The 24,559-nt window shown below is 61.3% G+C and carries 22 protein-coding genes; 17 read left to right on the top strand and 5 right to left on the bottom strand.

Going from position 1 to position 24,559, the window contains the following annotated elements:
- Positions 1-10: 10 nt before the first annotated feature.
- The 12 genes from FHR87_RS04520 to lnt all read left to right on the top strand — a co-directional run bounded on the left by FHR87_RS04520 (position 11) and on the right by lnt (position 14,942).
- Complete coding sequence (locus FHR87_RS04520) at positions 11-4,117, top strand: cellulose biosynthesis protein BcsC (protein ID WP_183165531.1); 4,107 nt, start codon at positions 11-13, stop codon at positions 4,115-4,117.
- Positions 4,114-4,587: a cellulose biosynthesis protein BcsD gene (bcsD, locus tag FHR87_RS04515; RefSeq protein WP_183165530.1), complete on the top strand. Its 474-nt coding sequence runs from the start codon at positions 4,114-4,116 to the stop codon at positions 4,585-4,587. The genes FHR87_RS04520 and bcsD overlap by 4 nt, the downstream gene beginning before the upstream one ends.
- A gap of 9 nt (positions 4,588-4,596) precedes the next feature.
- Positions 4,597-5,604: a family 8 glycosyl hydrolase gene (locus tag FHR87_RS04510; RefSeq protein WP_183165529.1), complete on the top strand. Its 1,008-nt coding sequence runs from the start codon at positions 4,597-4,599 to the stop codon at positions 5,602-5,604.
- 48 nt (positions 5,605-5,652) lie between these two features.
- Positions 5,653-6,447, top strand: a complete 795-nt coding sequence (locus FHR87_RS04505; protein ID WP_183165528.1) for a bifunctional hydroxymethylpyrimidine kinase/phosphomethylpyrimidine kinase — start codon at positions 5,653-5,655, stop codon at positions 6,445-6,447.
- Positions 6,448-6,460: 13 nt separating this feature from the next.
- Positions 6,461-7,096, top strand: coding sequence for a thiamine phosphate synthase (gene thiE, locus FHR87_RS04500; RefSeq protein ID WP_183165527.1), 636 nt, complete (start codon positions 6,461-6,463; stop codon positions 7,094-7,096).
- A gap of 57 nt (positions 7,097-7,153) precedes the next feature.
- Entirely contained in the window at positions 7,154-8,449 is a 1,296-nt protein-coding gene (gene hemL / locus FHR87_RS04495; RefSeq protein ID WP_183165526.1) for a glutamate-1-semialdehyde 2,1-aminomutase, read from the top strand.
- Positions 8,450-8,638: 189 nt separating this feature from the next.
- Positions 8,639-9,169 carry a tetratricopeptide repeat protein gene (locus FHR87_RS04490; protein WP_183165525.1) on the top strand — a complete coding sequence of 177 codons (531 nt, stop codon included), beginning with the start codon at positions 8,639-8,641 and terminating at the stop codon, positions 9,167-9,169.
- 336 nt (positions 9,170-9,505) lie between these two features.
- The gene (gene miaB / locus FHR87_RS04485) at positions 9,506-10,861 is read left to right on the top strand and encodes a tRNA (N6-isopentenyl adenosine(37)-C2)-methylthiotransferase MiaB (RefSeq protein WP_183165524.1); all 1,356 of its coding nucleotides are present in this window, start codon (positions 9,506-9,508) and stop codon (positions 10,859-10,861) included.
- Positions 10,862-10,965: 104 nt separating this feature from the next.
- The gene (locus FHR87_RS04480) at positions 10,966-11,958 is read left to right on the top strand and encodes a PhoH family protein (RefSeq protein WP_183165680.1); all 993 of its coding nucleotides are present in this window, start codon (positions 10,966-10,968) and stop codon (positions 11,956-11,958) included.
- Positions 11,951-12,433 (top strand): rRNA maturation RNase YbeY, encoded by a 483-nt coding sequence (gene ybeY / locus FHR87_RS04475; protein WP_183165523.1) that lies wholly within the window; start codon positions 11,951-11,953, stop codon positions 12,431-12,433. Before FHR87_RS04480 ends, ybeY begins: the two co-directional genes overlap by 8 nt.
- Positions 12,434-12,453: 20 nt before the next feature.
- The gene (locus tag FHR87_RS04470; protein ID WP_183165522.1) at positions 12,454-13,293 is read left to right on the top strand and encodes an HlyC/CorC family transporter; all 840 of its coding nucleotides are present in this window, start codon (positions 12,454-12,456) and stop codon (positions 13,291-13,293) included.
- A gap of 116 nt (positions 13,294-13,409) precedes the next feature.
- Complete coding sequence (gene lnt, locus FHR87_RS04465; RefSeq protein WP_183165521.1) at positions 13,410-14,942, top strand: apolipoprotein N-acyltransferase; 1,533 nt, start codon at positions 13,410-13,412, stop codon at positions 14,940-14,942.
- A gap of 3 nt (positions 14,943-14,945) precedes the next feature.
- Here the strand turns inward: lnt and FHR87_RS04460 are convergent, their stop codons facing one another.
- Positions 14,946-15,722: a YdcF family protein gene (locus tag FHR87_RS04460; RefSeq protein WP_183165520.1), complete on the bottom strand. Its 777-nt coding sequence runs from the start codon at positions 15,720-15,722 to the stop codon at positions 14,946-14,948.
- 62 nt (positions 15,723-15,784) lie between these two features.
- Positions 15,785-16,195, bottom strand: coding sequence for a TFIIB-type zinc ribbon-containing protein (locus FHR87_RS04455; protein WP_246335780.1), 411 nt, complete (start codon positions 16,193-16,195; stop codon positions 15,785-15,787).
- Positions 16,196-16,471: 276 nt separating this feature from the next.
- Here FHR87_RS04455 and leuS point away from each other — a divergent pair, with 276 nt between their 5' ends.
- The 5 genes from leuS (at position 16,472) to FHR87_RS04430 (ending at position 22,501) form a co-directional block, all read left to right on the top strand.
- On the top strand, positions 16,472-19,153 hold the full coding sequence (gene leuS, locus FHR87_RS04450; RefSeq protein WP_183165518.1) for a leucine--tRNA ligase: 2,682 nt from the start codon (positions 16,472-16,474) through the stop codon (positions 19,151-19,153).
- A gap of 40 nt (positions 19,154-19,193) precedes the next feature.
- Positions 19,194-19,802 (top strand): LPS-assembly lipoprotein LptE, encoded by a 609-nt coding sequence (locus FHR87_RS04445; RefSeq protein WP_183165517.1) that lies wholly within the window; start codon positions 19,194-19,196, stop codon positions 19,800-19,802.
- Between the two features lie 22 nt (positions 19,803-19,824).
- Complete coding sequence (holA, locus tag FHR87_RS04440; RefSeq protein ID WP_183165516.1) at positions 19,825-20,853, top strand: DNA polymerase III subunit delta; 1,029 nt, start codon at positions 19,825-19,827, stop codon at positions 20,851-20,853.
- 114 nt (positions 20,854-20,967) lie between these two features.
- Positions 20,968-21,132 (top strand): alternative ribosome rescue factor ArfA, encoded by a 165-nt coding sequence (arfA, locus tag FHR87_RS04435; RefSeq protein WP_183165515.1) that lies wholly within the window; start codon positions 20,968-20,970, stop codon positions 21,130-21,132.
- Between the two features lie 61 nt (positions 21,133-21,193).
- Complete coding sequence (locus FHR87_RS04430; protein ID WP_183165514.1) at positions 21,194-22,501, top strand: lytic murein transglycosylase; 1,308 nt, start codon at positions 21,194-21,196, stop codon at positions 22,499-22,501.
- A gap of 107 nt (positions 22,502-22,608) precedes the next feature.
- Here the strand turns inward: FHR87_RS04430 and lipA are convergent, their stop codons facing one another.
- From lipA to FHR87_RS04415, 3 genes are read right to left on the bottom strand one after another with little or no spacing between them, the layout of a single operon-like run.
- Positions 22,609-23,586 (bottom strand): lipoyl synthase, encoded by a 978-nt coding sequence (lipA, locus tag FHR87_RS04425; RefSeq protein ID WP_183165513.1) that lies wholly within the window; start codon positions 23,584-23,586, stop codon positions 22,609-22,611.
- Positions 23,576-24,232 carry a lipoyl(octanoyl) transferase LipB gene (lipB, locus tag FHR87_RS04420; RefSeq protein WP_420826722.1) on the bottom strand — a complete coding sequence of 219 codons (657 nt, stop codon included), beginning with the start codon at positions 24,230-24,232 and terminating at the stop codon, positions 23,576-23,578. Before lipB ends, lipA begins: the two co-directional genes overlap by 11 nt.
- Positions 24,232-24,507: a DUF493 domain-containing protein gene (locus tag FHR87_RS04415; RefSeq protein ID WP_420826721.1), complete on the bottom strand. Its 276-nt coding sequence runs from the start codon at positions 24,505-24,507 to the stop codon at positions 24,232-24,234. The genes lipB and FHR87_RS04415 overlap by 1 nt, the downstream gene beginning before the upstream one ends.
- Positions 24,508-24,559 lie beyond the last annotated feature (52 nt).

The following is a 24,559-nucleotide window of genomic DNA, read 5'->3' as shown; positions in this document are numbered from 1 at the left end:
AACACCCCTTATGGCCGCGAAAATCCTGAAGCCGCTGTCCCTGGCCATCTACTGCAAGATCGGCGTGTTTTCCGTACCCGCTATCCTGGCAGCCGAACCGTCGCCGAGCAGTATCGAACCATTGCTGCAGCAGGCTGAATTCTGGCAAGCGCGCAACCGCCCGGAACTGGCGGTGCAAACCCTGAATCGCGCCCTGTCAGTGCAACCCGATTCGGAAGAAGTGCTGTACCGACTGGCCCTGATGTCACTGCAGAACGACGAGAAAGCTGCCCAGGGCTGGTTGCAGCGCCTGCGCCAGAGCCATCCGAACAGCCCGCGCATCGAGGCGCTGGAGCAGGCTTCCAAAAGCCGGACTATGGACCGGGGCAAACTGAGCCAGACTCGTCTGCTGGCCAGCCGTGGCGATACCAGTAGTGCCATCCAGTCCTATCGGGAACTCTTCGGTGGGGATACCCCGCCGCCGGACATGGCGCTGGAGTATTACCAAACCCTGGCGGGCCAGGAAAACACCTGGACCGAGGCCAGAAAAGGGTTGGAACAGTTGAAGCTCCAGCAGCCGAACAATCCGCGTGTCCAGCTCGCCCTGGCACGTGTGCTGAGCTACCGCGAACCGACCCGCCGGGAAGCCATCGGCATGCTTGCCGAGCTGTCCCGGCAGTTGCCGGAAGCCCAGGCCGACTGGCGCCAGTCGTTGCTCTGGCTGAATGCCGGCAGCAACGATGCCGCACTCTACGCTCACTACAGCGAAGTCTATCCAGCCGATGCGGAAATACCGGCCCGTTTCGCCAGCGTTCAGGCTAGCCGGCAGGTCAACCCCGGCGATACGACGCGCCTGGCAGGCTTCAATGATCTGCGCAGCGGCAGGAACTCGGCAGCCCTGGCCAACTTCGACCAGGCGCTGCGTCATAACGAGAAGGATGCCGACGCCTGGAGTGGCCTGGGCATCGCCCAACTGCGCCTGCAAAACTACGGCGCGGCACGCACCAGCCTCGGTAAGGCCATCGCGCTGGCGCCCAAGCGGCGGAGCGAATGGGCCGACGCCCTGGCCAATGCCGAATTCTACGAACAGTTGCAGGCAGCCCGACGGCAGCGCGATACGGGTCAGCTGGATACTGCCGCAACCCTGGCCCAGCGCCTGGCCCAGGGAGCCGGTGACCGGCCACGCTCAGCCCGGCTGCTGCTGGGTGACATTCAACTGCGCCAGCAGAAACTGGCCGACGCTGAGCAAACCTACCGGCAGGTGCTGACCGAAGACCCGCGCAGCGAACCGGCCCTGCTCGGGCTGTATGGCAGCCTGCTGCGCCTGGGCAAGCGCGAACAGGCCGGTGATCTGCTGCGCAGTCATCCCGGCCTCGCGGCCAGACCGCTTGGCAACCTGCAGCAAACCGAAGCCCTGGCGCTACGCGATCGCGCCGAAACACTACGTCAGCAAGGCGATACGCAAGGCGCTGCCCAGGCATTCGGCGAAGCCCTGGCGCTGGCCCCACAGAATCCGTGGGTACGCTTGTCCTACGCACGCTTTCTGAACACCAGCAACGAGCCCCAGCAGGCTCGCCTGATGGTCGAGCCGCAGACCCAGGGCGCCGTGGATGCCGAAGCACTGCAGGCCGCCGCGCTGTTCGCGATTGACCAGGAGCGCTGGGAAGACGCCTCCGGCTATCTGCAGCGCATTCCGCCGGGCCGACGCGGCTCCAGCGAAATCCAGGCGCTGCTCCAGCGGGTCGAGGTCAACGAGCGAATCGCCAAGGCCCGCAGTGCGGTAGCCAGCGGCAACCAGGTGATTGCCCGTCAGGCCCTGCGCACTCTGCACGAAAACACCCCGCAGGATTTCGCCAGCCGCGGGCAGGTGGCCGTAGCGCTGGCGGATCTGGGCGAACCGGCCTGGGCTCTCTCCATGGTTCGCGCTGACTTGCGCGACACCGACGAGCAACAAAGCGCCGCTGCCTACCTCTCGCACGTCGCCGTACTGGCCAAAACCGGTCAGGCGGCCGAGGCCGATACTTTGATGCGCAAGCTCGAACGGCGCAGCGATCTGAGCACGGAGGACAGGCAAGGCCTGCAGGAACTGCGCAATGGCTTCGCCGTCGCCCAGGCGGATCAGCAGCGGACCCGCGGCAACCTGGCCGGCGCCTACGACACGCTGATGGCCAATCTGCAGGGCACGCCGCGCGACGATGGGCTGCTGCTGGCCATGGGGCGGCTTTACCAGTCCGGAAAGATGAACAAGGAAGCCACGGCCGTCTACGACGCGGTGCTGCAGCAGTCGCCGGACAACCCCGATGCCGTGCGCGGCGCCGTGGATACCGCCCTGGCCAGCGATAATCCGCAACGCGCGTCCCAGTTGCTCAACCGTGTCGGCCATGCGCTCGACGAAACCACCTCGCTGGTGCTTTCCGCTCGGGTCGCTGCTGCCAACGGCGAAAACCGCCGGGCGATCAGGCTGCTGGAACTGGCCAGGCGCCGCCAGTTGGCCAAGAGCGGCCAACCGGGGGTTGCCATCGGCGGTTTGACGCCACTCATGGCTCAGGATAATCCGTTCCGCGACAGCGACGATCCACGCATCCCGCTGGTCATGGCCAACCCCAGGCCGCGTTACAGCAACCCATTCATCGACGAAGAAGATGACGAGGATAGCGCGTCTGCCAAAGTCCCGTTCCTGCTTGCCCAGGGATCGCCCAGTCACATTCCGGCAGATCCTTTGACCAGCGAAATAGAACGCAACCTGGCCGTTCTCAAGGATAAGACCGCGACCAAGGTGCAAGGCAGCATTGCCTTGCGCTCACGCGAAGGCGACGAGGGTCTGTCGCAACTGAACGAAGTGAAGACACCGCTGCAACTGTCGATGGTGCCGCTGGAAAACGGACGCATCGAACTAAGCGCCACGCCAACCTATGTGGATGCGGGAACGCTCAAGAGTGGCGATACCAGTCGATTTGGCAGCAATGCGATAAAGGGTAACCAATTACAGATGGCGTTCGGACTGTATAACGAGCAGTTCATCATACAGTCCGCTATAGAACTGCGGCAGGCAATGGAGGCAGCCAAAGATGCGCCCTTTAGCTTAGAAGACCGCGCTACAGCAATCGCAACAGCCAGAGACAATGCAGCAGAGAAAGTGCGCCAAGCCTTGATCGACAAAGGGTGGATAACAGAAGCCGAGGGTGATCGATTAGTCTATGCGCTACGCAATTCCACTGCCAATGATGCGCTCAAACCCTACCGCCCCAAATCCCAGGATGACGCCGGTCTCGGCCTGAACCTCGCCTACACGTCGGATTCGCTCAAGGCCGATATCGGCACTACGCCGCTTGGCTTCGAGAAGACCAATCTCGTCGGCGGCTTCAAATGGATGCCCAAGGTCGGCGAAAACGGCCAGGTATCGCTGGGTGCCGAGCGCCGGCCGGTCACCGACAGCCTGTTGTCCTACGCTGGAACCAAGGACCCGCTCACCGGCAAGACCTGGGGTGGCGTGACCAGGACCGGGGTGAACGTCCAGTATTCCTATGACAACGGTACCGCTGGCTTCTATGCCGGCAACGACGTCAACGTCTACCGTGGCAAAAACGTCAAGGATAACCACTCGTTCGGCGCCAACGCCGGCGCCTATGTACGCCCGCTCCGCACCAAGAACCAGGAGCTCCAGACCGGCTTCAACCTCAACTGGATGAGCTACGACAAGAACCTGGGTGAATTCACCCTAGGCCATGGCGGCTATTTCAGCCCCCAGAGCTTCGTCGGCGTCTCCCTGCCCGTGCAATATTCGTTCACCAACAAGCGCTGGGACATAAAGGCCCGAGCATCGCTCGGCTACCAATCCTATAACCAGGACAGCGCACCCTATTTTCCGGGCCACAAGTCGCTGCAATCGCAACTGGAGCAGGTGTCGTCAGCAAGCACTGCGCTGTATCAGGAAGCCGGGCTCAGCGCCCCGACGATGCAAACCCGCTACAGCTCCAACAGCGACAGCGGGATCGCCTTCAATGGCGGTGCCAGCCTGGAATACAAACTGGGCAAGCAGACCAAGGTGGGCGGGACGGTCGGTTATGACAGCTTCGGGGAATATTCGGAAGCGACCGGTGCGATCTACCTGAAACACTCGATGGAGGATCTTCCTTGATTTCCGAAAACGACATCCAGGCGCAAAACCTGGCCTATTACGGCAATTGCCGCAGCAGCAGCCAGTGGCGGGATTTTGTCTTGACGCTGATCGGCGAAATGTATCAATCGGCCGGTAGTGTCGATGCCGGCAACTTCCTGCGCCATGTCGGTTCGCGTGTTGCCGCAGCCAAACCGCTGGATGAGCAACCGACACTGGAAGCATTCGAGGCCTCGCTCAATGGCATTCTGCAGGAACTGGAGTGGGGCTGGGTACGCCTGGCAGTGGACAACCAGTCCGTCCGCATCGTACATGGCGCCTATCCGGGAATCATGGAAACGGCAGACTACTGGGGACAGGCCATGGCAGCCGTGCTGGAAGGCATGTATCAGCAATGGTTCCAGGTACAAGGCAGCGGGGAATCCCTGCTGCAAGTGCAATGTATCGCCGTGAGCAAGAACGGTGCCCTGGTTTTCCGGTGCGGTAGTTGAGTTCTTTCCATGCCAAGATTCCTGCCTTTGCTACTCCTTTGCTGCTACTGCCTGCAAGCCTGTGCCAGCACCGCGTCAAACCAGGGCTGGCCGGCTTATCGTCAGCACTACATCGCTGGCGGCCGCGTGGTGGATACGGGCAATCACAATGTCAGCCACTCGGAAAGCCAGGGCTTTGGGATGTTGCTGGCCGAAGCCAACGCCGATCGGCAGACCTTCGACCGCCTCTGGCAGTGGACTCGCCACCATCTGCAGCGCAAGGACGACGCCCTGTTCGCTTGGCGCTACGATCCAGCGGCAAAACCGCCGGTGCAGGACCAGAACAATGCCAGCGACGGCGATCTGCTGATTGCCTGGGCCTTGCTGCGCGCTGCCGAGCGCTGGGATAACGACACTTACGCACAGGCTGCCAGCGCGATCCGCCAGGCCATCGCCCGGAACCTGATCCGCCAGTACGCGGGCTATACTGTGCTGCTGCCGGGATTGAACGGTTTCGAGCGACCTGACCAGTTGATCCTCAATCCATCCTATCTGGTCTATCCGGCGCTCCAAGCCTTCGCCGCACAGGCTCCAGCGGAAGGCTGGCGGGATGTGCTCCAGGATAGCCAGACCCTGCTGCTGAAGGCACGCTTCGGCACCTATCAACTGCCGCCCGACTGGCTAGCCCTGAAGCAGGATGGCAGCCTGCAACCCGCCGAGGGCTGGCCCAAACGCTTCGGTTTCGATGCCGTGCGCGTACCGCTTTATCTGGTCTGGGGTGGCATGCCGGCAGACAGCCCGCTGCTGTCCCCTTTCCGGAATTTCTGGTCCTGTTGTGGGCAGGTCCATGCCTGGGTCGCTCTGGACAATGGCACCCTGTCGCCCTATCCGGCGTCCTACGGAGTGAAATCCATCGCCAACTTGCTGGATGGGCAGATCACCGGCATCGCACCGATCGACGGTGAACAAGAAGACTACTATTCCGCGTCCCTGCGTCTGCTGGCCGAGCTGGCACGCCAGCGCAACGCCATTCCCTGAAACAGTGCCGGCAGCCGTTGCGGGGTTTTGATGGTAAGCTCGCCAGCCATGAATACCTACACGTCCCGCCCCGTCGTCCTCTGCCTGTCCGGTCACGATCCCAGTGGCGGTGCCGGCCTGCAGGCGGATATCGAAGCCCTGCTCGCCCAAGGCTGCCACGCCGCGCCAACCATCACGGCCCTGACCGTGCAGGATACGGTCAACGTCATTGATTTTCGTGTTCTGGAGCGCGATTGGGTGCTGGCCCAGGCCAACGCCGTGATTGCCGACCTGCCCATCGCTGCCGTCAAGCTCGGGATGCTCGGTTCGCTGGAAATGGTCGAGGTCGTGCAGGAAATTCTGCAAAAACTGCCCGGCCTGCCGATAGTCTGCGATCCGGTGCTACGCGCCGGTGGTGGCGGTGCGCTGGGTCGTGACGAGGTCGGGCTCGCGTTGCGCGAACGCCTGCTGCCGCTGGCCAGCATCGCCACGCCAAACCTGCCGGAAGCCCGCCTGCTCGCCGAATTGCCGGAAGGCACGGCCGACGAATGCGCCGCCAAACTGCTGCCATACGTCGAGCATCTCCTGATCACTGGTGGCCACGGCGACGAGACCGAAGTACATAATCGCCTGTATTCACGCGATGGCGACCAGCACAGCTTCAGCTGTCCGCGCCTGCCGGGCAGCTACCACGGTTCCGGCTGTACCCTGGCCAGCGCTCTGGCTGGCCGCGTGGCGCTGGGTGAAGCCTGGGTCAGCGCCGTGCGCTCAGCCCTCGACTACACCTGGCGCACCCTGCGCGACGCCGAAGCACCGGGCCGCGGCCAGTACCTGCCGCGGCGCCTGCCACTGGACATTTCCTGACGGAGCAACGTCGATGACGCACCGGCTACGCGGCCTTTATGCCATTACCGATAGCACGCTGCTGGCGGACGGACGGCTGCTGCCATTCGTCGAAGCGGCTTTGAAAGGTGGCGCCCGCATCCTGCAATACCGCGACAAGTCTGCCGACGCGGCGCGGCGTCTGGATGAGGCCCAGGCCTTGCGCGATCTCTGCGAACACTACACAGCCCGGCTGATCATCAATGATGATGTCGAGCTGGCGGCGCGCCTGCGGGTCGGCCTGCATCTCGGCCAGGAAGATGGCTCGCTACCTGCCGCCCGCACCCAGCTTGACCCGGATGCAATTATCGGCGCGACATGCCATGCGCAACTGGAACTGGCCGAACAGGCAGCACAGGATGGCGCCGACTACCTGGCCTTCGGCCGCTTCTTCAAATCCAGGACCAAGCCGGATGCGCCGGCTGCCAGCCTCGCACTCCTGACTCAGGCGCGGGCTCGCTTCAACTTGCCGATCGTCGCCATCGGCGGCGTCACCCAGCAGAACGCCGGCGTGCTGATCGCCAATGGCGCCGACATGCTCGCGGTGATCCACGAGCTGTTCTCCGTATCGTCTGCTGCCGAAGTCGAACGTCGCGCCCGTGCCTTCAGCGAACTCTTTGCCACCCATTGAGCTCCGTTCGATAGAAGGGTTCGGCCTTTCCATCACGGCTTCGAGAGGTATCCTCCCATGTCCCGCTCCGAAATATTGTTCAACGACGCCCAGAAACACATTCCCGGCGGTGTCAATTCGCCCGTGCGCGCCTTCAAGGGCGTCGGCGGCACGCCCTTGTTCTTCAAGCATGCTGAAGGTGCTTACGTCATCGACGAGGACGACAAGCGTTATGTCGATTACGTTGGCTCATGGGGACCGATGATCCTCGGTCACAGCCACCCCGAGGTCCTCGACGCCGTCCGCCGCCAACTGGAGCACGGCCTATCCTATGGCGCGCCGACCGCGCTGGAAACCGAGATGGCCGACCTGATCTGCTCCCTGGTGCCCTCCATGGATATGGTGCGCATGGTCAGCTCCGGTACCGAGGCGACCATGAGCGCCATCCGCCTGGCGCGTGGCTATACCGGCCGGGACACCATCATCAAGTTCGAAGGCTGCTACCACGGCCATTCCGACAGCCTGCTGGTGAAAGCCGGTTCCGGCGCCCTGACCCTTGGCGTCCCCAGCTCGCCCGGCGTGCCGGCCGCCTTCGCCACTCATACCCTGACGCTGCCCTACAACGATCTTGGCGCCGTCAAGGCCGCGCTGGCGGAAGTTGGCCAGGAAATAGCCTGCATCATCGTCGAGCCGGTAGCCGGCAACATGAATTGCGTACCGCCGGCTCCGGGATTTCTCGAAGGATTGCGCCAACAGTGCGACCAGCATGGCATCGTGCTGATCTTCGATGAGGTGATGACCGGCTTTCGCGTAGCCCTGGGCGGTGCCCAGGCGTACTACAAGATCACCCCCGACCTTTCCACCTTCGGCAAGATCGTCGGCGGTGGCATGCCGGTCGGCTGTTTCGGCGGCAAGCGCGCGATCATGGAGTTCATCGCCCCGCTCGGCCCGGTCTACCAGGCCGGCACGCTATCCGGCAACCCGCTGGCAATGGCGGCGGGCCTTGCCACCCTGAAACTGATCAGCCGTCCCGGCTTTCACCAGGAGCTCGGCGAATATACCAGCCAGTTGCTGCAGGGCCTGCAGGAACGCGCCGATGCCGCCGGCATTCCCTTCGTCACCACCCAGGTCGGGGCCATGTTCGGCCTGTATTTCAGCGGCGCCGATGACATCGTCACCTTCCAGGACGTGATGGCGAGCGACGCCGAGCGCTTCAAGCGCTTTTTCCACCTGATGCTGGAGGGCGGCATCTACCTGGCTCCGAGCGCTTTCGAAGCGGGCTTTACTTCCATTGCTCACGGCGCGACCGAACTGCAGACAACCCTGGACGCCGCCGAGCATGCTTTCGCTCAACTGAAGCAGTCTACAAGCTGATCCGACGAACGGCGCACCCAGTTGGAGAAACACGACGGGTGCCGCAGAATCAGACGAAAAGCTGACCGCATGGCAACAAACGCTTTGCCTTCTGTTTGTAAGCAGCCTGGGCCTTATTCATAATAGGCCGAGCCAGTCGCACCGCGACTGGCCATCTCACTCGCCCAGGCATTCGAGGCTCCTCGAACCATGATTCGCGCCGGCCGCAAGCTATCACTTGGCTGCTTGTTGCTTCTTCTTCCCCTGCTGGTTCTGGCGGGAGGCAATTCCCTGCTGATTCCGGCCACGGCCCGCTGCACACTCAATACCGCCCCCGACCAATTGCAGGAAGCCCTGCGCCTCTGCCGCCAGGCTGCCGGCAAGGGGGATGCCCAGGCTGCCTATGAATTGGGTGAATTCCTGTATGACGGCCAGCGGACGCCGCGGGATCTGGTCAAGGCCGTGCACTGGTTCGAACAGGCGTCCCTGCATGGCCATGCGCAGGCCCAGCATCGCCTCGGCGTCATGTACTTTCGCGGCGAAGGCGTCCGGGCGAACAACGTCCAGGCTTATGTGGTATTGAAGATGGCCGCGGTGAACGGCGACGAGGAAGCCCTCGATACTGCCGACCGGGTATCGGCTCAGATGCGCGGCGATGAACTGGAAATCGCCACCCAGGTACTGGGGCAGATCTTCCGCGATTACCTGACGGACCTACAGGCTGCCGATCTCATGCGTTAAGAGCCATGCCTTTCAACGTCTTCGAAAAGTGCCCGCTAGCTATGGAAAACCGCAACGCGGATTTTCCAGGGGTAGGGTGGACAACGGCGTAGCCTTGTCTACCGATTCGGCTCATGGCCAGGACGAGGCACGGGAAAGCAGAACAGTCGCCCGGCCATCCCTGGTGGAAAATCGCTACGCGAGTTTTCCACTCTACAGACCGATGAAAGACGTTGAAAGGCATGGCTCTAAGGTCTGCCGACGTTCTGCACCGCGACCATACTGCTGGCCCGCTTCCCCAGGCCAGGCTCGCCGCTTATAATATCCGGTCATTTTTTGAGCGATCACGATTAGCACATGACCCGCAAGCTTTTCATCGAAACCCACGGCTGCCAGATGAACGAGTATGACAGCTCGCGCATGGTCGACCTACTGGGCGAACACCAGGCTCTGGAACTCACCGAGAACCCGGCAGAAGCCGACGTGATCCTGCTCAATACCTGTTCGATTCGCGAAAAAGCCCAGGAAAAGGTGTTTTCCCAACTGGGCCGCTGGCGCGAGCTGAAGCGAGCCAGGCCGGATATGGTGATCGGTGTCGGTGGCTGCGTGGCCAGCCAGGAAGGCGCCGCCATCCGCGAGCGAGCGCCCTATGTCGATGTGGTGTTCGGCCCGCAGACCCTGCACCGCCTGCCGGAAATGATCGATGCCGCGCGCAGCACCCGGCAACCCCAGGTGGATATCTCCTTCCCCGAAATCGAGAAATTCGACCACCTGCCCGAACCACGCGTCGAAGGCCCTTGCGCCTTCGTCTCGGTGATGGAAGGTTGCAGCAAGTACTGCACGTTCTGCGTAGTGCCCTATACCCGTGGCGAGGAAGTCAGCCGTCCGCTCGACGATGTGCTCGCCGAAGTACTGCACCTGGCCGAGAACGGCGTGCGCGAAGTCACCCTGCTTGGGCAGAACGTCAACGGCTATCGTGGCCGGACCCATGACGGCCGGCTGGCCGATCTGGCCGAACTGATCCGTGTGGTCGCGGCCATCGACGGCATCGACCGTATCCGCTACACCACCTCCCACCCGCTGGAATTCTCCGACGCCCTGATCCAGGCTCACGCCGAAGTGCCGGAACTGGTGAAATTCCTGCACCTGCCAGTGCAATCCGGCTCCGACCGAGTCCTTGCGGCGATGAAGCGCAACCACACGGCCCTGGAATACAAATCACGCATCCGCAAGCTGAAGGCAGCGGTGCCGGACATCTGTATCAGCTCAGATTTCATCGTCGGCTTTCCTGGAGAGACCGAAAAGGATTTCGAACAGACGCTGAAGCTGATCGAGGAGATCGGTTTCGATTTCTCCTACTCTTTCGTCTATAGCGCTCGACCCGGTACTCCAGCGGCGGATCTGGCGGATGACACCCCGGAAGAAACCAAGAAGCAGCGCCTGCAGATCCTGCAGCACCGGATTTCCCAGCAAGGCTTCGAAATCAGCCGGCGCATGGTCGGTACGACTCAGCGTATCCTGGTCACGGACTTCTCCAAGAAAGATCCTGGCATGCTTCAGGGACGCACCGAGAATAACCGGATCGTCAACTTCCACTCGCTCGATCCGACCCTGATCGGACAATTCGTCGAACTACGGATCGAGGCAGCGCTACCGCATTCATTGCGTGGAATACTGGTCGAAGACCTGCAAGCATGCCCGGCAGTCGTCTGAACGGTTTTGCCCACTAAAAAAGAGAATCCCGCGCTTTCACCGCTACAGGCATGGGGTTATCCTCTATCCATCAACCAAGCCGCCTAGTGGCCATTCCGACGACATTGAACACACCTATAGAACCCTATCGCTTCACCCTGGAACCTTTCGAAGCACAGCGCTTCGCCAACCTTTGCGGGCAGTTCGACGAACACCTGCGCCTGATCGAGCAACGCCTCGGCATCGAGATTCGCAACCGCAGTAACCAGTTCGAAGTGCTGGGCCCGGACAAGATCGCCAGATCCGTCGAAACCCTTCTGCATCGCCTGTACCGGGATACCAAAAGCACCGAACTGTCGCCAGACCTGGTTCACCTGTACCTGCAGGAGTCCGGCATGGAGGAGTTGGCCAACCCGCGCGGGCCCGAGCAAACCATTGCCCTGCGTACGCGCAAGGGCAATATCCGCCCGCGCGGCGCCAACCAGCAGCGCTACGTGAAGGCGATCCTCGACAACGATATCAATTTCGGCATCGGCCCGGCCGGCACCGGCAAGACCTACCTCGCCGTCGCCTGTGCAGTGGATGCACTGGAACGCGAGCAAGTGCGCCGCATCCTGCTGGTGCGCCCGGCGGTCGAGGCCGGGGAAAAGCTGGGGTTCCTGCCTGGCGATCTGGCGCAGAAGATCGACCCCTACCTTCGCCCGCTCTACGACGCTCTCTATGAAATGCTTGGCTTCGAGCAGGTCGCCCGGCTGATCGAAAAGCAGGTGATCGAAATTGCGCCACTGGCCTACATGCGTGGCCGTACGCTGAACAACAGCTTCATCATCCTCGACGAGAGCCAGAACACCACGCTGGAGCAGATGAAGATGTTCCTGACCCGGATCGGCTTCGGCTCCACCGCCGTGATCACCGGCGATGTCACCCAGGTCGACCTGCCGCGCGGGACCAAGTCCGGTCTTGCCCATGTGATGGAGGTATTGAAGGAAGTGCCGGGTATTTCCTTCACGAAGTTCCAGCCCAAGGATGTGGTGCGCCACCCACTGGTCCAGCGCATCGTCGAAGCCTACGAGGCTTTCGAAAACCACCAATCCGAAAAGGCTGGTGATCGTGCTTGAACTGGACCTGCAGCGCGCCACCCAGGCCGCTGCCCCCGGCGATAGCGAGTTTCGCCGCTGGTGCGAACTGGCCCTGCGCCAGCGCACGGCGGACTCCGAGCTGACCATCCGCCTGGTCGACGAGCCCGAAGGGCGCGAACTGAATGCCACCTGGCGGCACAAGGATTACGCGACCAATGTATTGTCCTTCCCGGCCGATGTGCCGGAAGGGCCGGGCGGCATTGCGCTGTTGGACATTCCGCTGCTTGGCGATCTGGTGATCTGCGTGCCGGTGGTCATGCGCGAAGCGGCCGAACAAGGCAAGCCATTACAGGCGCATTGGGCGCATCTGGTAATTCACGGTTGTCTGCATCTGCTTGGCTATGACCATCAGGAAGATGCAGAAGCCGAAGAAATGGAAGACCTGGAACGCCTGCTGCTGGCGGAACTAGGTCATTCCGACCCCTACGCCGATGAAGCATCGGCGGACCATTGAGGACCTACGAGTCGACAGACATGAGTGAAGATCGATCGATTGGCGGGCGAAGATCCTGGTTCGAGAAGATCACCCAGGCTTTTGCCCATGAACCGAAGAATCGCGAAGAGCTGCTGGAGCTGCTGCGAGACGCCCATGACAACGAACTGCTGGACGGCGACGCGCTGTCCATCGTGGAAGGTGCCATCCAGGTCGCCGATCTGCAGGCCCGCGATATCATGGTGCCGCGCTCGCAGGTCATCAGCATCAAGGCCAGCATGACCGTACAGGAACTCCTGCCGATCGTCATCGAAGCTGCACACTCACGCTACCCGGTCATTGGTGAGAACCTCGACGAAGTGCTCGGCGTCTTGCTGACCAAGGACCTGCTGCCCCTGATCCTGCAGGAAAATTACCGCAGCGCCGAACTCAAGGAACTGGTCCGTCCGGCGACCTTCGTCCCCGAGTCCAAGCGCCTCAATGTGCTGCTGCGCGAATTTCGCGACAACCACAATCACATGGCCATCGTCATCGACGAATACGGCGGTGTTGCCGGCCTGGTCACCATCGAGGATGTGCTCGAGCAGATCGTCGGCGATATCGAGGACGAACACGATATCGAGGACGACAGCTGGATTCGCCAACTGCCGAACGGCGATTATCTGGTCAAGGGCCTGACGCCGATCGAACAACTCAACGAACTCTTCGACGGACACTTCTCCAACGAGGAATTCGATACCGTCGCCGGCCTGGTGACAAGCCTCTTCGGCTACCTGCCCAAACGTAATGAAAGCACGGAAATCGACGGATTCCGCCTGCGTGTACTCAATGCCGACAATCGACGGATACATCTGCTGCGGATGACGAAATTGGAAGATTAAGCTGCAAGCCAGCATTTTAGCGGCCTTCGACCTATCAGGCTGTTCTTGCTTTTGCCGGGAGCCGGTGGTCTGTAGCGTATGGCCCCCATGACCAATCCCTTGTCCTTGAGCCCTCAATGAATCGGATGTTTCGCCCCGGCTGGCCGGGCAACCTGCTGGCACTGGCTGCCGGTGCGCTGACTACCTTGGCGCTGGCACCTTTCGATATCTGGCCACTGGCTATCCTGTCGATGGCCTTGCATTACCTTGGCCTGCGCGAGCTGACGTCGAAACAGGCCGCGCTGCGCGGCTGGTTCTATGGTTTCGGCCTGTACGCTGCGGGCACCAGTTGGATCTATGTCAGTATCCAAACCTTCGGTGGGGCCCCACCGGTCCTGGCCGCTCTGCTCATCCTCGCCTTCGTCGCCGCCGTCGCGCTGTTCTTCAGTCTGCCGGCCTGGGTCTGGGCCCGCTGGATTCGTCGTAGCGGTTCGCCGCTGACCGATGCCGCAGCCTTTGCGGCGTTATGGATAGCCCAGGATGCCTTTCGTGGCTGGTTCCTCACCGGTTTTCCCTGGCTTTATCAAGGCTATAGCCAGTTGGAAGGCCCACTCGGGGGCTTCGCACCGCTTGGCGGCATCTGGTTGATCGGCTTCATTCTGGCACTGGATGCCGCCCTGCTGGCCAACCTGCCACGCCTGCGAGTACGCCGTCAGGGCTTGGCCATCGCCCTGGTTTTACTGGCTGCTCCCTGGAGCATTGCGCCAATGCTGAAAAACCACGCCTGGACAACCAGCAAGGGCGAGCCGTTACGAGTCGTGGCCATCCAGGGCAATATCGAGCAGGAACTGAAGTGGGATCAGGACCAGCGCAACAGGCAATTGCAGCTGTATCGCGACCTGACCTTCGCCAGCCGGCCGGCAGATCTGATCATCTGGCCGGAAACCGCCATACCGATGCTCAAGGACCGAGCGGAAGCAGAAGGCTATTTGCCGATGATGGGCCACTTCGCCAGCGGGCGAGACGCCGCCTTGATTACGGGGGTGCCGATTCGCCAGCCCAACGAGCGCGGAGAAATGCGCTACTACAATGGCCTGACCGTTGTCGGCAAGGGCCAGGGCGAGTATCGCAAACAGAAATTGGTGCCTTTCGGCGAATACGTTCCTCTGCAGGATCTGCTGCGCGGCCTGATCGCATTCTTCAACCTACCCATGTCGGATTTCGCTCGTGGCGAAGCGGACCAGCCGCTGCCCGAAGCCAAAGGCTACCGGATCGCTCCGTATATCTGCTACGAAGTGGTCTATCCCGAATTCGTCGCCACAATGGCCGCACGCAGCGACCTGCTGCTCACCATCAGCAATGACGCCTGGTTCGGTCATTCCATCGGCCCGTTACAGCATCTGCAAATGGCCAGGATGCGCGCCCTGGAAGCGGGACGCTGGATGATCCGTGCAACCAACAACGGCGTCACTGCGCTGATCGACCCTTTCGGCCGAATCACAGAGCAGGTTCCGGCGTTTCAGCGCGCAGTGCTCTACGGTGACGTCGAGCCAATGCAGGGACTGACGCCTTATCTCCGCTGGAAATCCTGGCCGCTTGCACTGCTCTGCACGGTCCTGCTGGGTTGGGCAATCGTTCGCCGGAAAAAGGAACAAGCGGCAAGAGTCTGAAGCTCATCGCTTGCCTTCTGCCCGATACACCCACGGATATGCGAGCAGCCCCACCACCTCGTTGAGCAGTTGGCCACTCTGCCAGGCTGCCTTGCCTTCCGGCAGCCAGCCACCCAGCGGACGGGCACTGGGCACGCCGATAAAGCCTACGGGAGCGGCGATCACCTGCAAGCCGTTCTGCTCGAAGCACCAGCGTGAGCGGGCCATATGCCAGGCAGAGGTGACCAGTACCACCCGATCTACACCGTTAGCCTTGAGTATCTGTGCACTGAACAGGGCATTTTCCCATGTGGTCCGGCTGCGCTCCTCCAGCCAGCGCGTCGGCGTCCCGAAGTCCTGGCGCAACGCTTCGGCAGCGATATGGGCCTCGCTGGGCGGCAAGCCGAAATGCAGGCCACCGCTGGCCAGGATCGGCAAGCCGGAAGCTTTCGCCAGGCGTGCGGCGTAGCGCAGGCGCTCCAAAGCAATATGACTGGGCTGATCCGCACCCCAGGCCGGATCGGCCATTTCCCGGCCGCCACCGAGCACGACGATGGCTCCCGCTTCAGTGTGTAAACCGGACCAGCGCTCGGGCGGCAGGGCCGGTTCCCGTTCCAGCAAACGTGCGCCCAGCTCCACAGTGATCGGCATCGCCATGATCCAGAGCCCACCAAGACCCACGGCAAAACAGCAGGCCGCCAGACGCGGAGCCCGTCGGCGCAGCCACCAGGCCAGGAGCAAGAGGAGCAGCAGGGCGCCCGGCGGCAGAAGCAGTTGCTTGAGGATATAGCGGATGGGCATGTCCTGGCCTCTGGAAAATACAGCGCAGACTCTACCCGATCATCTGGATGGCGGATTACCGCTCAGTGACGAGAGCGTCCTTGCGGCCGATATCGCGCTCGCAGCAACTGCGAGCCGCAAGTCGGGCAGATCGCTTCTCCAGACTCCTTCGGCCAGTCGACGGGAGAGCCGCACAATGCGCACTCCAGAATATGCTGCTCCAGCAGAGGCTCTTGCTGTCGGTGAGGTGCCGGAGGGAGCATGGCGTCGGCATCCTGCAGCCGTCGGGAGATCAATGCATGTTGCCTGGCTGCCGCGTGCCAACCGGACAGCCATTGCGCATCACCTCGCAGATAAGCCTGGAGCAGACCGATTTCGGCAGCGCTCAAACCATTGACATCCAGCTCCCCCTCCTCATTTGCATGACCATCGCGTTCGCTTTGCGTCAATGCCAGGGAAAGCTGCTGCAATACATGCCCGTACAATCCAGCCAATTTATCCTCCCGAAATCGCCTCATGCGCCACCTCGCATCGCGGATACTACTAGGAATAGGCTAGCCGTTTACTCCAGGAATGTCGCATACCGCGACAGATGGATGGCATTCAGCCTGCAAAAACAGGTTTCCCTCGGTCGATTCGCCTCATGTATGCTACGACGTTTCCATGCTCCCGCTTGAGCCCGCCACAGCGCTTCGGTCGTTTTACTCGCGAGAGGCGAACACGGCGATGGTACTCCGCGATAGCCAGCCCTCCTGCCGACACCAGTAGCCATGCACGAACAGTATCAGCCCCGCGAAACCGAAGCCGCCGCCCAGGCTCACTGGGAACAGAACAATTCCTACGAAGTGCACGAACAGCCCGACAGAGACACCTTCTACTGCCTGTCGATGTTTCCCTACCCCAGCGGCAAGCTACACATGGGGCATGTGCGCAACTACACCATCGGCGACGTGATCGCCCGCTACCAGCGCATGCAGGGCAGGAACGTACTGCAACCCATGGGTTGGGATGCCTTCGGCATGCCGGCGGAAAACGCGGCAATGAAGAACAAGGTCGCCCCGGCCAAGTGGACCTACGAAAACATCGCCTACATGAAGACCCAGCTCAAAAGCCTGGGCCTGGCGATCGACTGGTCGCGTGAAGTCACCACCTGCAAGCCCGACTACTACCGCTGGGAGCAGTGGTTGTTCACGCGCCTGTTCGAGAAGGGCGTGATCTATCGCAAGAACGGCACCGTCAACTGGGACCCGGTGGACCAGACGGTGCTGGCCAACGAGCAGGTCATCGACGGTCGCGGCTGGCGTTCCGGCGCCCTGATCGAGAAACGCGAAATCCCGATGTACTACTTCCGCATCACCGCTTATGCGGAAGAGTTGCTCGCCTCGCTGGACGAGCTGCCCGGCTGGCCCGAGCAGGTCAAGACCATGCAGCGCAACTGGATCGGCAAGAGCTTCGGCGCCGACATCATTTTCGACTACGACCTCGCCAGCATCGGCGAGGCCGGCCAGTTGAAAGTCTACTCGACCCGCCCGGACACCCTCATGGGCGCCACCTACGTCGCCGTCGCTGCCGAACACCCGCTGGCCCAGCGCGCCGCCGCGCGGAATGCCGAACTGGCCGCCTTCATCGCCGAATGCAAGGCCGGCTCGGTGGCCGAGGCCGACATGGCAACGATGGAGAAAAAAGGCATCTCCACCGGTCAGTTCGTCATCCACCCGCTGACCGGCGACAAACTGCCGGTGTTCGTCGCCAACTACGTGCTCTGGGGCTACGGCGAGGGCGCGGTGATGGCCGTGCCGGCCCACGACGAGCGCGACTTCGAGTTCGCCAACAAGTACGGATTACCTATTCGGGGCGTTTATAAAATTAACCCTCTGCCTGTCGATGAGCCGTATGGCGCACCAAGAGATTTTAGGGACAACTCTATATATGTAGATCCGACAGTTTGGAAAGACTGGTATGCCTCTAAAGACTCCACAAATATGGAGCTAACCAACTCCGGCCAGTACGACGGCTTGGATGTCACAGCCGCTTTTGACGCCATCGTCGCCGACCTCGAAGCCACTGGCCACGGTGCGCGCAAGACCCAGTTCCGTCTGCGCGACTGGGGCATCAGCCGCCAGCGCTACTGGGGCTGCCCAATCCCGATCGTTCATTGCAACGCCTGCGGCGACGTGCCGGTGCCGGAAGACCAACTGCCGGTGGTGCTGCCCGAAGACGTAGTGCCGGACGGTGCCGGCAGCCCGCTGGCGAAGATGCCGGAATTCTACGAATGCACCTGTCCAAAGTGCGGCGCCCCGGCCAAGCGCGAAACCGACACCATGGACACCTTCGTGGAAAGTTCCTGGTACTACGCTCGCTACGCTTCGCCGACCTACGACCAGGGTATGGTCGATCCGCTCGCGGCCAATCACTGGCTGCCGGTGGACCAATACATCGGTGGTATCGAGCACGCCATCCTGCACCTGCTGTATGCGCGCTTCTTCCACAAGCTGATGCGCGACGAGGGCTTGGTCGCCTCCAACGAGCCGTTCAAGAACCTTTTGACCCAGGGCATGGTGGTCGCTGACACCTACTACCGCACCCTGGAAAACGGCGGCAAGGACTGGTTCAATCCAGCCGATGTGGAAATCGAGCGCGACGCCAAGGCCAAGGTGATCGGCGCCCGGCTGAAGAGCGATGGGTTGCCGGTGGAAGTCGGCGGCACCGAGAAGATGTCCAAGTCGAAGAACAACGGCGTCGACCCACAGGCGATGATCGATGCCTACGGCGCCGATACCTGTCGTCTGTTCATGATGTTCGCTTCGCCGCCGGATATGAGCCTGGAGTGGTCTGACGCCGGCGTCGAGGGTGCCAGTCGTTTCCTGCGTCGTGTCTGGCGCCTGGCGCATGCCCATGTTTCGGCAGGAAAACCCGAAGCGGTGCTCACCGATGCCCTGATATCGACACTGAACGATGCGCAGAAAGAACTGCGCCGCGCCATTCACCTGGCGATCCGCCAGGCGAGCCAGGATATCGGCCAGCATCACAAGTTCAATACGGCCATCGCGGCAGTCATGACCCTGATGAATGCCCTGGAAAAAGCGGCCCAGGACAGCCCTGAAGACCGTGCGCTGGTGCAGGAGGGCCTGGAAACCGTCGTCCTGCTGCTCGCCCCGATCACACCGCACATCAGCCACGCGATCTGGCAACACCTGGGCAAGGACGGGGCAATCATCGATGCCCCCTGGCCAGTAGTCGACGAAACAGCACTGGTACAGGACACGCTGCGTCTGGTCGTGCAGGTCAATGGCAAGCTGCGCGGCCATATCGACGTAGCGGCCACGGCGTCACGGGAAGAGATCGAAAAGACGGCCCGGCAAAATGAAAACGTCCTGCGCTTCACCGAAGACCTGACCATTCGCAAGGTCATCGTGGTTCCGGGAAAACTGGTCAATATCGTGGCGAATTGAGCATGGCCGCGCAAACGTTCAGCACAGAAGCGACAACGAGATGTTCAGACGAAACCTGGTGATACTCGGCCTCAGCCTGTTGTTGACGGCTTGCGGCTTCCAGTTGCGTGGCACCGGCACCAACGAGTTCTCGTTGCGGGAACTCAACCTGGAAGCACGGGACACCTATGGCGAAACCCTTCGCCAACTGAGAACGCTGCTGGAAAGTAATGGCGTCAAGATCAACCCCGGTGCTCAATACACCTTTAATCTGCTCGACGAACAAACCAGCAGGCGTACTTCCAGCTATACCAGCTCGGCACGAACGGCCGAGTACCAACTGAGAAGTACCATTACCTATGAATTCCGCGACCGCAACGGCCTACAGCTGTTACAGGACAGCGTCGAAGCCAGGAAAATCCAATCGTTCGACGAGAACAACATCATCGGCTCCTACCAGGAAGCGACCCTGCTGCGTGATGAAATGCGCCGCGAACTGGTCCAGCAGATGGTGGCTCACCTGCAGCGCGTGACCCCGGAGCAGCTTGACAAGCTGCATCAGGATGCCGAAACCAAGGCCCAGGCCGAAGCCCAGGCCAAGGAAGCGGAGCGCCGACTCCGGGAGGGTACGCCCCAGCAGTCGCCGGTCGAACCACCGCCCATGCCATGAGCGGCAGCACGGCCCATACTCTATGAAACTACCACCGGCCCAGCTCGGTAAGCAGTTGCAAGAGACGCTGGCACCCATCTATGTCATCAGCAGTGACGAACCACTGCTGGCCCAGGAAGCCAGCGATGCCATTCGCCAGGCCGCTCGGCAGCAAGGTTTCGACGAACGTCAGGTATTCAACGCCGATGCCAGTTTCGACTGGAATCAACTGAACGAAGCGGGTGCCAGCCTGTCGCTGTTTTCATCCAGACGCCTGATCGAACTGCGGATCGCCAACGGTAAACCAGGCGACAAAGGTGCCAGTGCCCTACTCGAATATCTGGCGCGGCCCGCCGAAGACGATCTGCTATTGATCAACTTGCCCAGGCTGGATGGTGCTACCCAGAAGAGCAAATGGGCCAAGACCCTGCTCGAAAGCCCGCAGGTGCAATTCGTCCAGATCTGGCCTGTCGAGTATCACCAACTACCCCGCTGGATCGCCCAGCGTCTGGCCCAGGCTGGGTTGACTGCCACGCCCGAGGCACTCGAATTGATTGGTGCCCGTGTCGAAGGCAACCTGCTGGCAGCCGCACAGGAAATCGAAAAACTCAAATTGCTGGCGGAAGGTACCCAGATCACCGTCGAGACGGTGCAGACCACCGTTGCGGAAAGCGCCCGCTACGACGTGTTTGGCCTGATTGACGCAATCCTGGCCGGACAAGCCGCACATGGGTTGCGGATGCTCGGCGGACTACGCAGCGAAGGTGTGGAACCGCCGGTTATCCTCTGGGCGCTGGCCCGTGAATTACGCCTACTGACCAACCTGGCCCAGCAACATGCTCAGGGTATCCCGCTGGAGCGCGTCTTCAGCCAGGCCCGGCCACCGCTGCACGAGAAACGTCGCCAGGCGCTAGGCAAAGCCTTGCAGCGTCATTCTGCTTCACGCTGGAGCCAGCTACTGGTGGATGCCCAGGCCATTGATGCCCAAATCAAGGGGCAAGCCGAAGGCGACGCCTGGGCCGGTCTCACCAGTCTTTGCCTGCGGATAGCCGGGCAGAGAATCAGCTTCTGAAGATCATCTGCATAGGCCTATCAAGCCGCTGCCAAACGGTTCGACAGGGCTCTGGACATTTTTTGTACAACCCCTATCATCTCTCTCGTCCCTGTTCGCTATCGAGGACGCAGCATGGCGAAAAAATCGAAGCAGAAAAGGCCGAACAAGGCCAAATCCCTGGTGGCACAGCCACTGTTCCGCAGCCGCCTGGAAATACCCGGCAAGGGTAAAGGCAGCTACCGCCGCGAAGCTTTCCGGTCCAACGACCGGGAGGCTTCAGTTCTTTTATGTGCCTGAAAAGCCAAGCTGGCCAAAGCATGTTAAGGTCGCAGACCGATACCACTATCGAGAGCGGTTCATGCTCCACATCGATTTCCCCAGCCTGCCCAAACGTACCCTGATCGCCGGCGCAACGCTCACTCTCGTAGCGGCCTGTTCCGCGGAACCGCTCCAGAACAGTGCTCCACAACCCTCTTCGGTGGTACCACCAACCGCTAGCGTCGAAGCCGTGATGGCAGTTCCGGCCCCGTTGCGCCAACCGGATTTCAACCAGTGGCGAGATGGCTTCCGGACCGAAGCCCTGGCCGCCGGGATATCTGCACAAGTCTTCGACCAGGCGTTCGCCGGCGTTACACCGGACCCCAGCGTTATCAACTCCGATCGCAGCCAGCCCGAGTTCACCCGACCGGTCTGGCAATACCTGGAGACGGCTTTGTCCAGCCAGCGTGTGGCTAACGGCCAGAAGTTGCTGAGCCAACATGCAGACCTGCTGCAGAAACTGGAAAACCGCTACGGCGTCGACCGTTACGCCCTGGTCGCTGTCTGGGGGATGGAAAGCAGTTTTGGCCAGATCACGGGTAACAAATCGGTGATCCGCTCCCTGGCTACCCTTGCCCACGAAGGACGGCGGCCGGATTTCGCCAGGAACCAGTTGCTGGCGGCACTACGGATTCTCCAGCATGGCGATGTGCGCCCCGAGCGCATGCTCGGCTCCTGGGCCGGAGCCATGGGGCAGACCCAGTTCATTCCGATAACCTATCAGGAATATGCCGTCGATTTCGATGACGACGGCCGCCGCGATATCTGGGACAACCCGGCCGACGCCCTGGCCTCGACGGCGAATTACCTGCAGGCATCCGGCTGGCAGAGTCGCCAGCCATGGGGTTTCGAAGTCCAGTTACCGCAAAGCTTCGATTACGCCCAGGCCGATCAAGCCATCCGCAAGCCGCTTGCACAGTGGCGTCAATTGGGGCTACGCGGCATCCCACCAGGCTACGACAACACGTCGGCCAGCCTGCTGCTGCCAGCCGGCTATCGTGGCCCAGCGTTTCTGGTGCTGGACAATTTTCGCAGCGTACTGCGCTACAACAACTCGTCATCCTATGCCCTGGCAATCGGCCTGCTGGCCGATCGCTTCCAGGGTGGCGGCGAAATACGTGGCAACTGGCCGCGCGATGAACTGCCGCTGAGCCGCTCGGATCGTATGGAACTGCAGGAGCGACTGACCGACCAGGGATTCGACCCTGGTACTCCGGATGGCATCATCGGGGCCAATACCCGTCAGGCCATTCGTGCCTACCAGCAGAAGCAAGGCTGGCCAGCCGATGGCTATCCTACCCAGGAATTGCTTGGACGCTTGCGGCTGAGTTCTCTGACCGGCCGTTGAAAACCGCCTGCGCTTTTCAACAGCCGGTTATGTGCGTAGCGAAACCTTGTAACACACCATGAAAAAGGCGACCCGCAGGTCGCCTTTTGCCTTATTGCCACACTCAATTAACTGCCAACCTTACCGCCATGTGCCTGCTGGTCAGCATGGTAGGAAGAGCGTACCAGCGGGCCTGAGGCCACATTCTTGAAGCCCATCTTCGTCCCCTCTTCGGCCAGCATGGCGAAGATATCCGGGTGGACGAAGCGTTGCACAGGAAAATGGTTACGCGATGGTTGCAGGTACTGCCCAAGAGTCAGCATGTCGATCTCGTGCTCACGCATGCGCTGCATCACTTCCAGCACTTCATCATCGGTCTCGCCAAGGCCAAGCATCAGGCCGGATTTGGTTGGCACCGCAGGCACGCGCTTCTTGAACGCCTGCAGCAGATCCAGCGACCATTCGAAGTCCGACCCAGGGCGTGCGGCCTTGTACAGCCGAGGTACCGTTTCCAGGTTGTGGTTGAACACATCCGGCGGTTCCGTAGCGGTGATATCGATAGCGATTTCCATGCGACCGCGGTAATCGGGAACCAGGGTTTCCAGCTGGATACCCGGGCTCAGTTGGCGAATTTCGCGCAGACAATCGGCGAAGTGCTGGGCACCGCCATCGCGCAGGTCGTCGCGGTCTACCGAGGTAATCACCACATATTTCAGACGCAGATCGGCGACAGCAATGGCCAGGTTCTTCGGCTCGTCCGCATCCAGCGGCTGCGGTCGACCATGGCCGACATCGCAGAACGGACAGCGCCGGGTACAGATGTCGCCCATGATCATGAAGGTAGCAGTACCGCCGGAGAAACACTCTCCGAGGTTGGGGCAGGAAGCCTCCTCACAGACGCTGTGCAGTTTGTGCTGGCGCAGCAGCTGCTTGATGTTCTCGACCTCGGGCGAAACCGGAATGCGCACACGAATCCAGTCCGGCTTCTTCGGCAGCTCTTCGGTGGGAATGACCTTGATCGGAATCCGTGCCAGCTTCTCGGCGCCACGCAACTTGACGCCTGCCTCGACCTTGCCCGGGCCCTTGCTTACCGTTTCAGTGCTCATATGCTTCGATTCCGCCCGCTAGGGTCTTCTGTACTGCGTAACCCAGACGCCGGACCAGCTGTTCGCGCAGCCGGCCAAGCACCTCGGAAAAGTCTACCGGCCCGACCAGGTCGCGCAACTGGGTCATGGACAGACCGGCATAACCGCAGGGATTGATACGCCGGAACGGCTCTAGATCCATATCCACGTTGAACGCCAACCCGTGAAAGGACTTGCCGTTGCGAATACGCAGGCCGAGCGAGGCGATCTTCGCGCCATCGACGTAGACGCCTGGCGCCTCCGGCTTGGCATACGCCGCGACGCCATAACCTGCCAGCAACTCTACCAGACTCTGCTCGATCAGGCTGACCAGCTCCCGCACACCGATACCGTGGCGACGGACATCAAGCAAAAGATACGCCACTAATTGGCCAGGGCCGTGATAGGTCACCTGTCCGCCGCGGTCAGCTTGCACCACCGGGATATCACCGGGAAACAGTACGTGCTCAGCCTTGCCAGCCTGGCCCTGGGTAAAAACGGGATGATGTTGCAACAACCAGATTTCGTCCGGTGTCGCGCAATCGCGCGTATTGGTGAAATGGCGCATGGCCTGCCAGGTTGGCTGGTAGTCCACGAGGCCCAGCTCGCGTATGCCTATCTCATCCATCAGAGCACCATATGCACACGGCCGGTAGCACGCAGGTCGACGTGGATCGCCTGCAATTGCTCGACACTGGTAGCGGTGATCATGACCTGGACGGAGAGAAAGCGGCCGTTGCGGCTGTCGCGAACGACCAGGTTCGCCCGATCCAGATCGGGTGCATGGCGCTCAACCACGTCGATCACCAGATCGGCGAAGTCGACTCCGGCATCGCCGATCACCTTGATCGGATAGCGTGGACAGGGAAATTCTATTTTCGGGGCCTGGATATCTTCAGTCATGAGCAGCGGACTCGTGATCCGCAAGCGCACCGCAGCCAGGTAAGCCGTAGCA

The sequence above is a fragment of the Azomonas macrocytogenes genome (assembly GCF_014191985.1).
Taxonomy (GTDB): domain Bacteria; phylum Pseudomonadota; class Gammaproteobacteria; order Pseudomonadales; family Pseudomonadaceae; genus Azomonas; species Azomonas macrocytogenes.
This window is presented reverse-complemented; position numbering and strand designations above follow the sequence as displayed.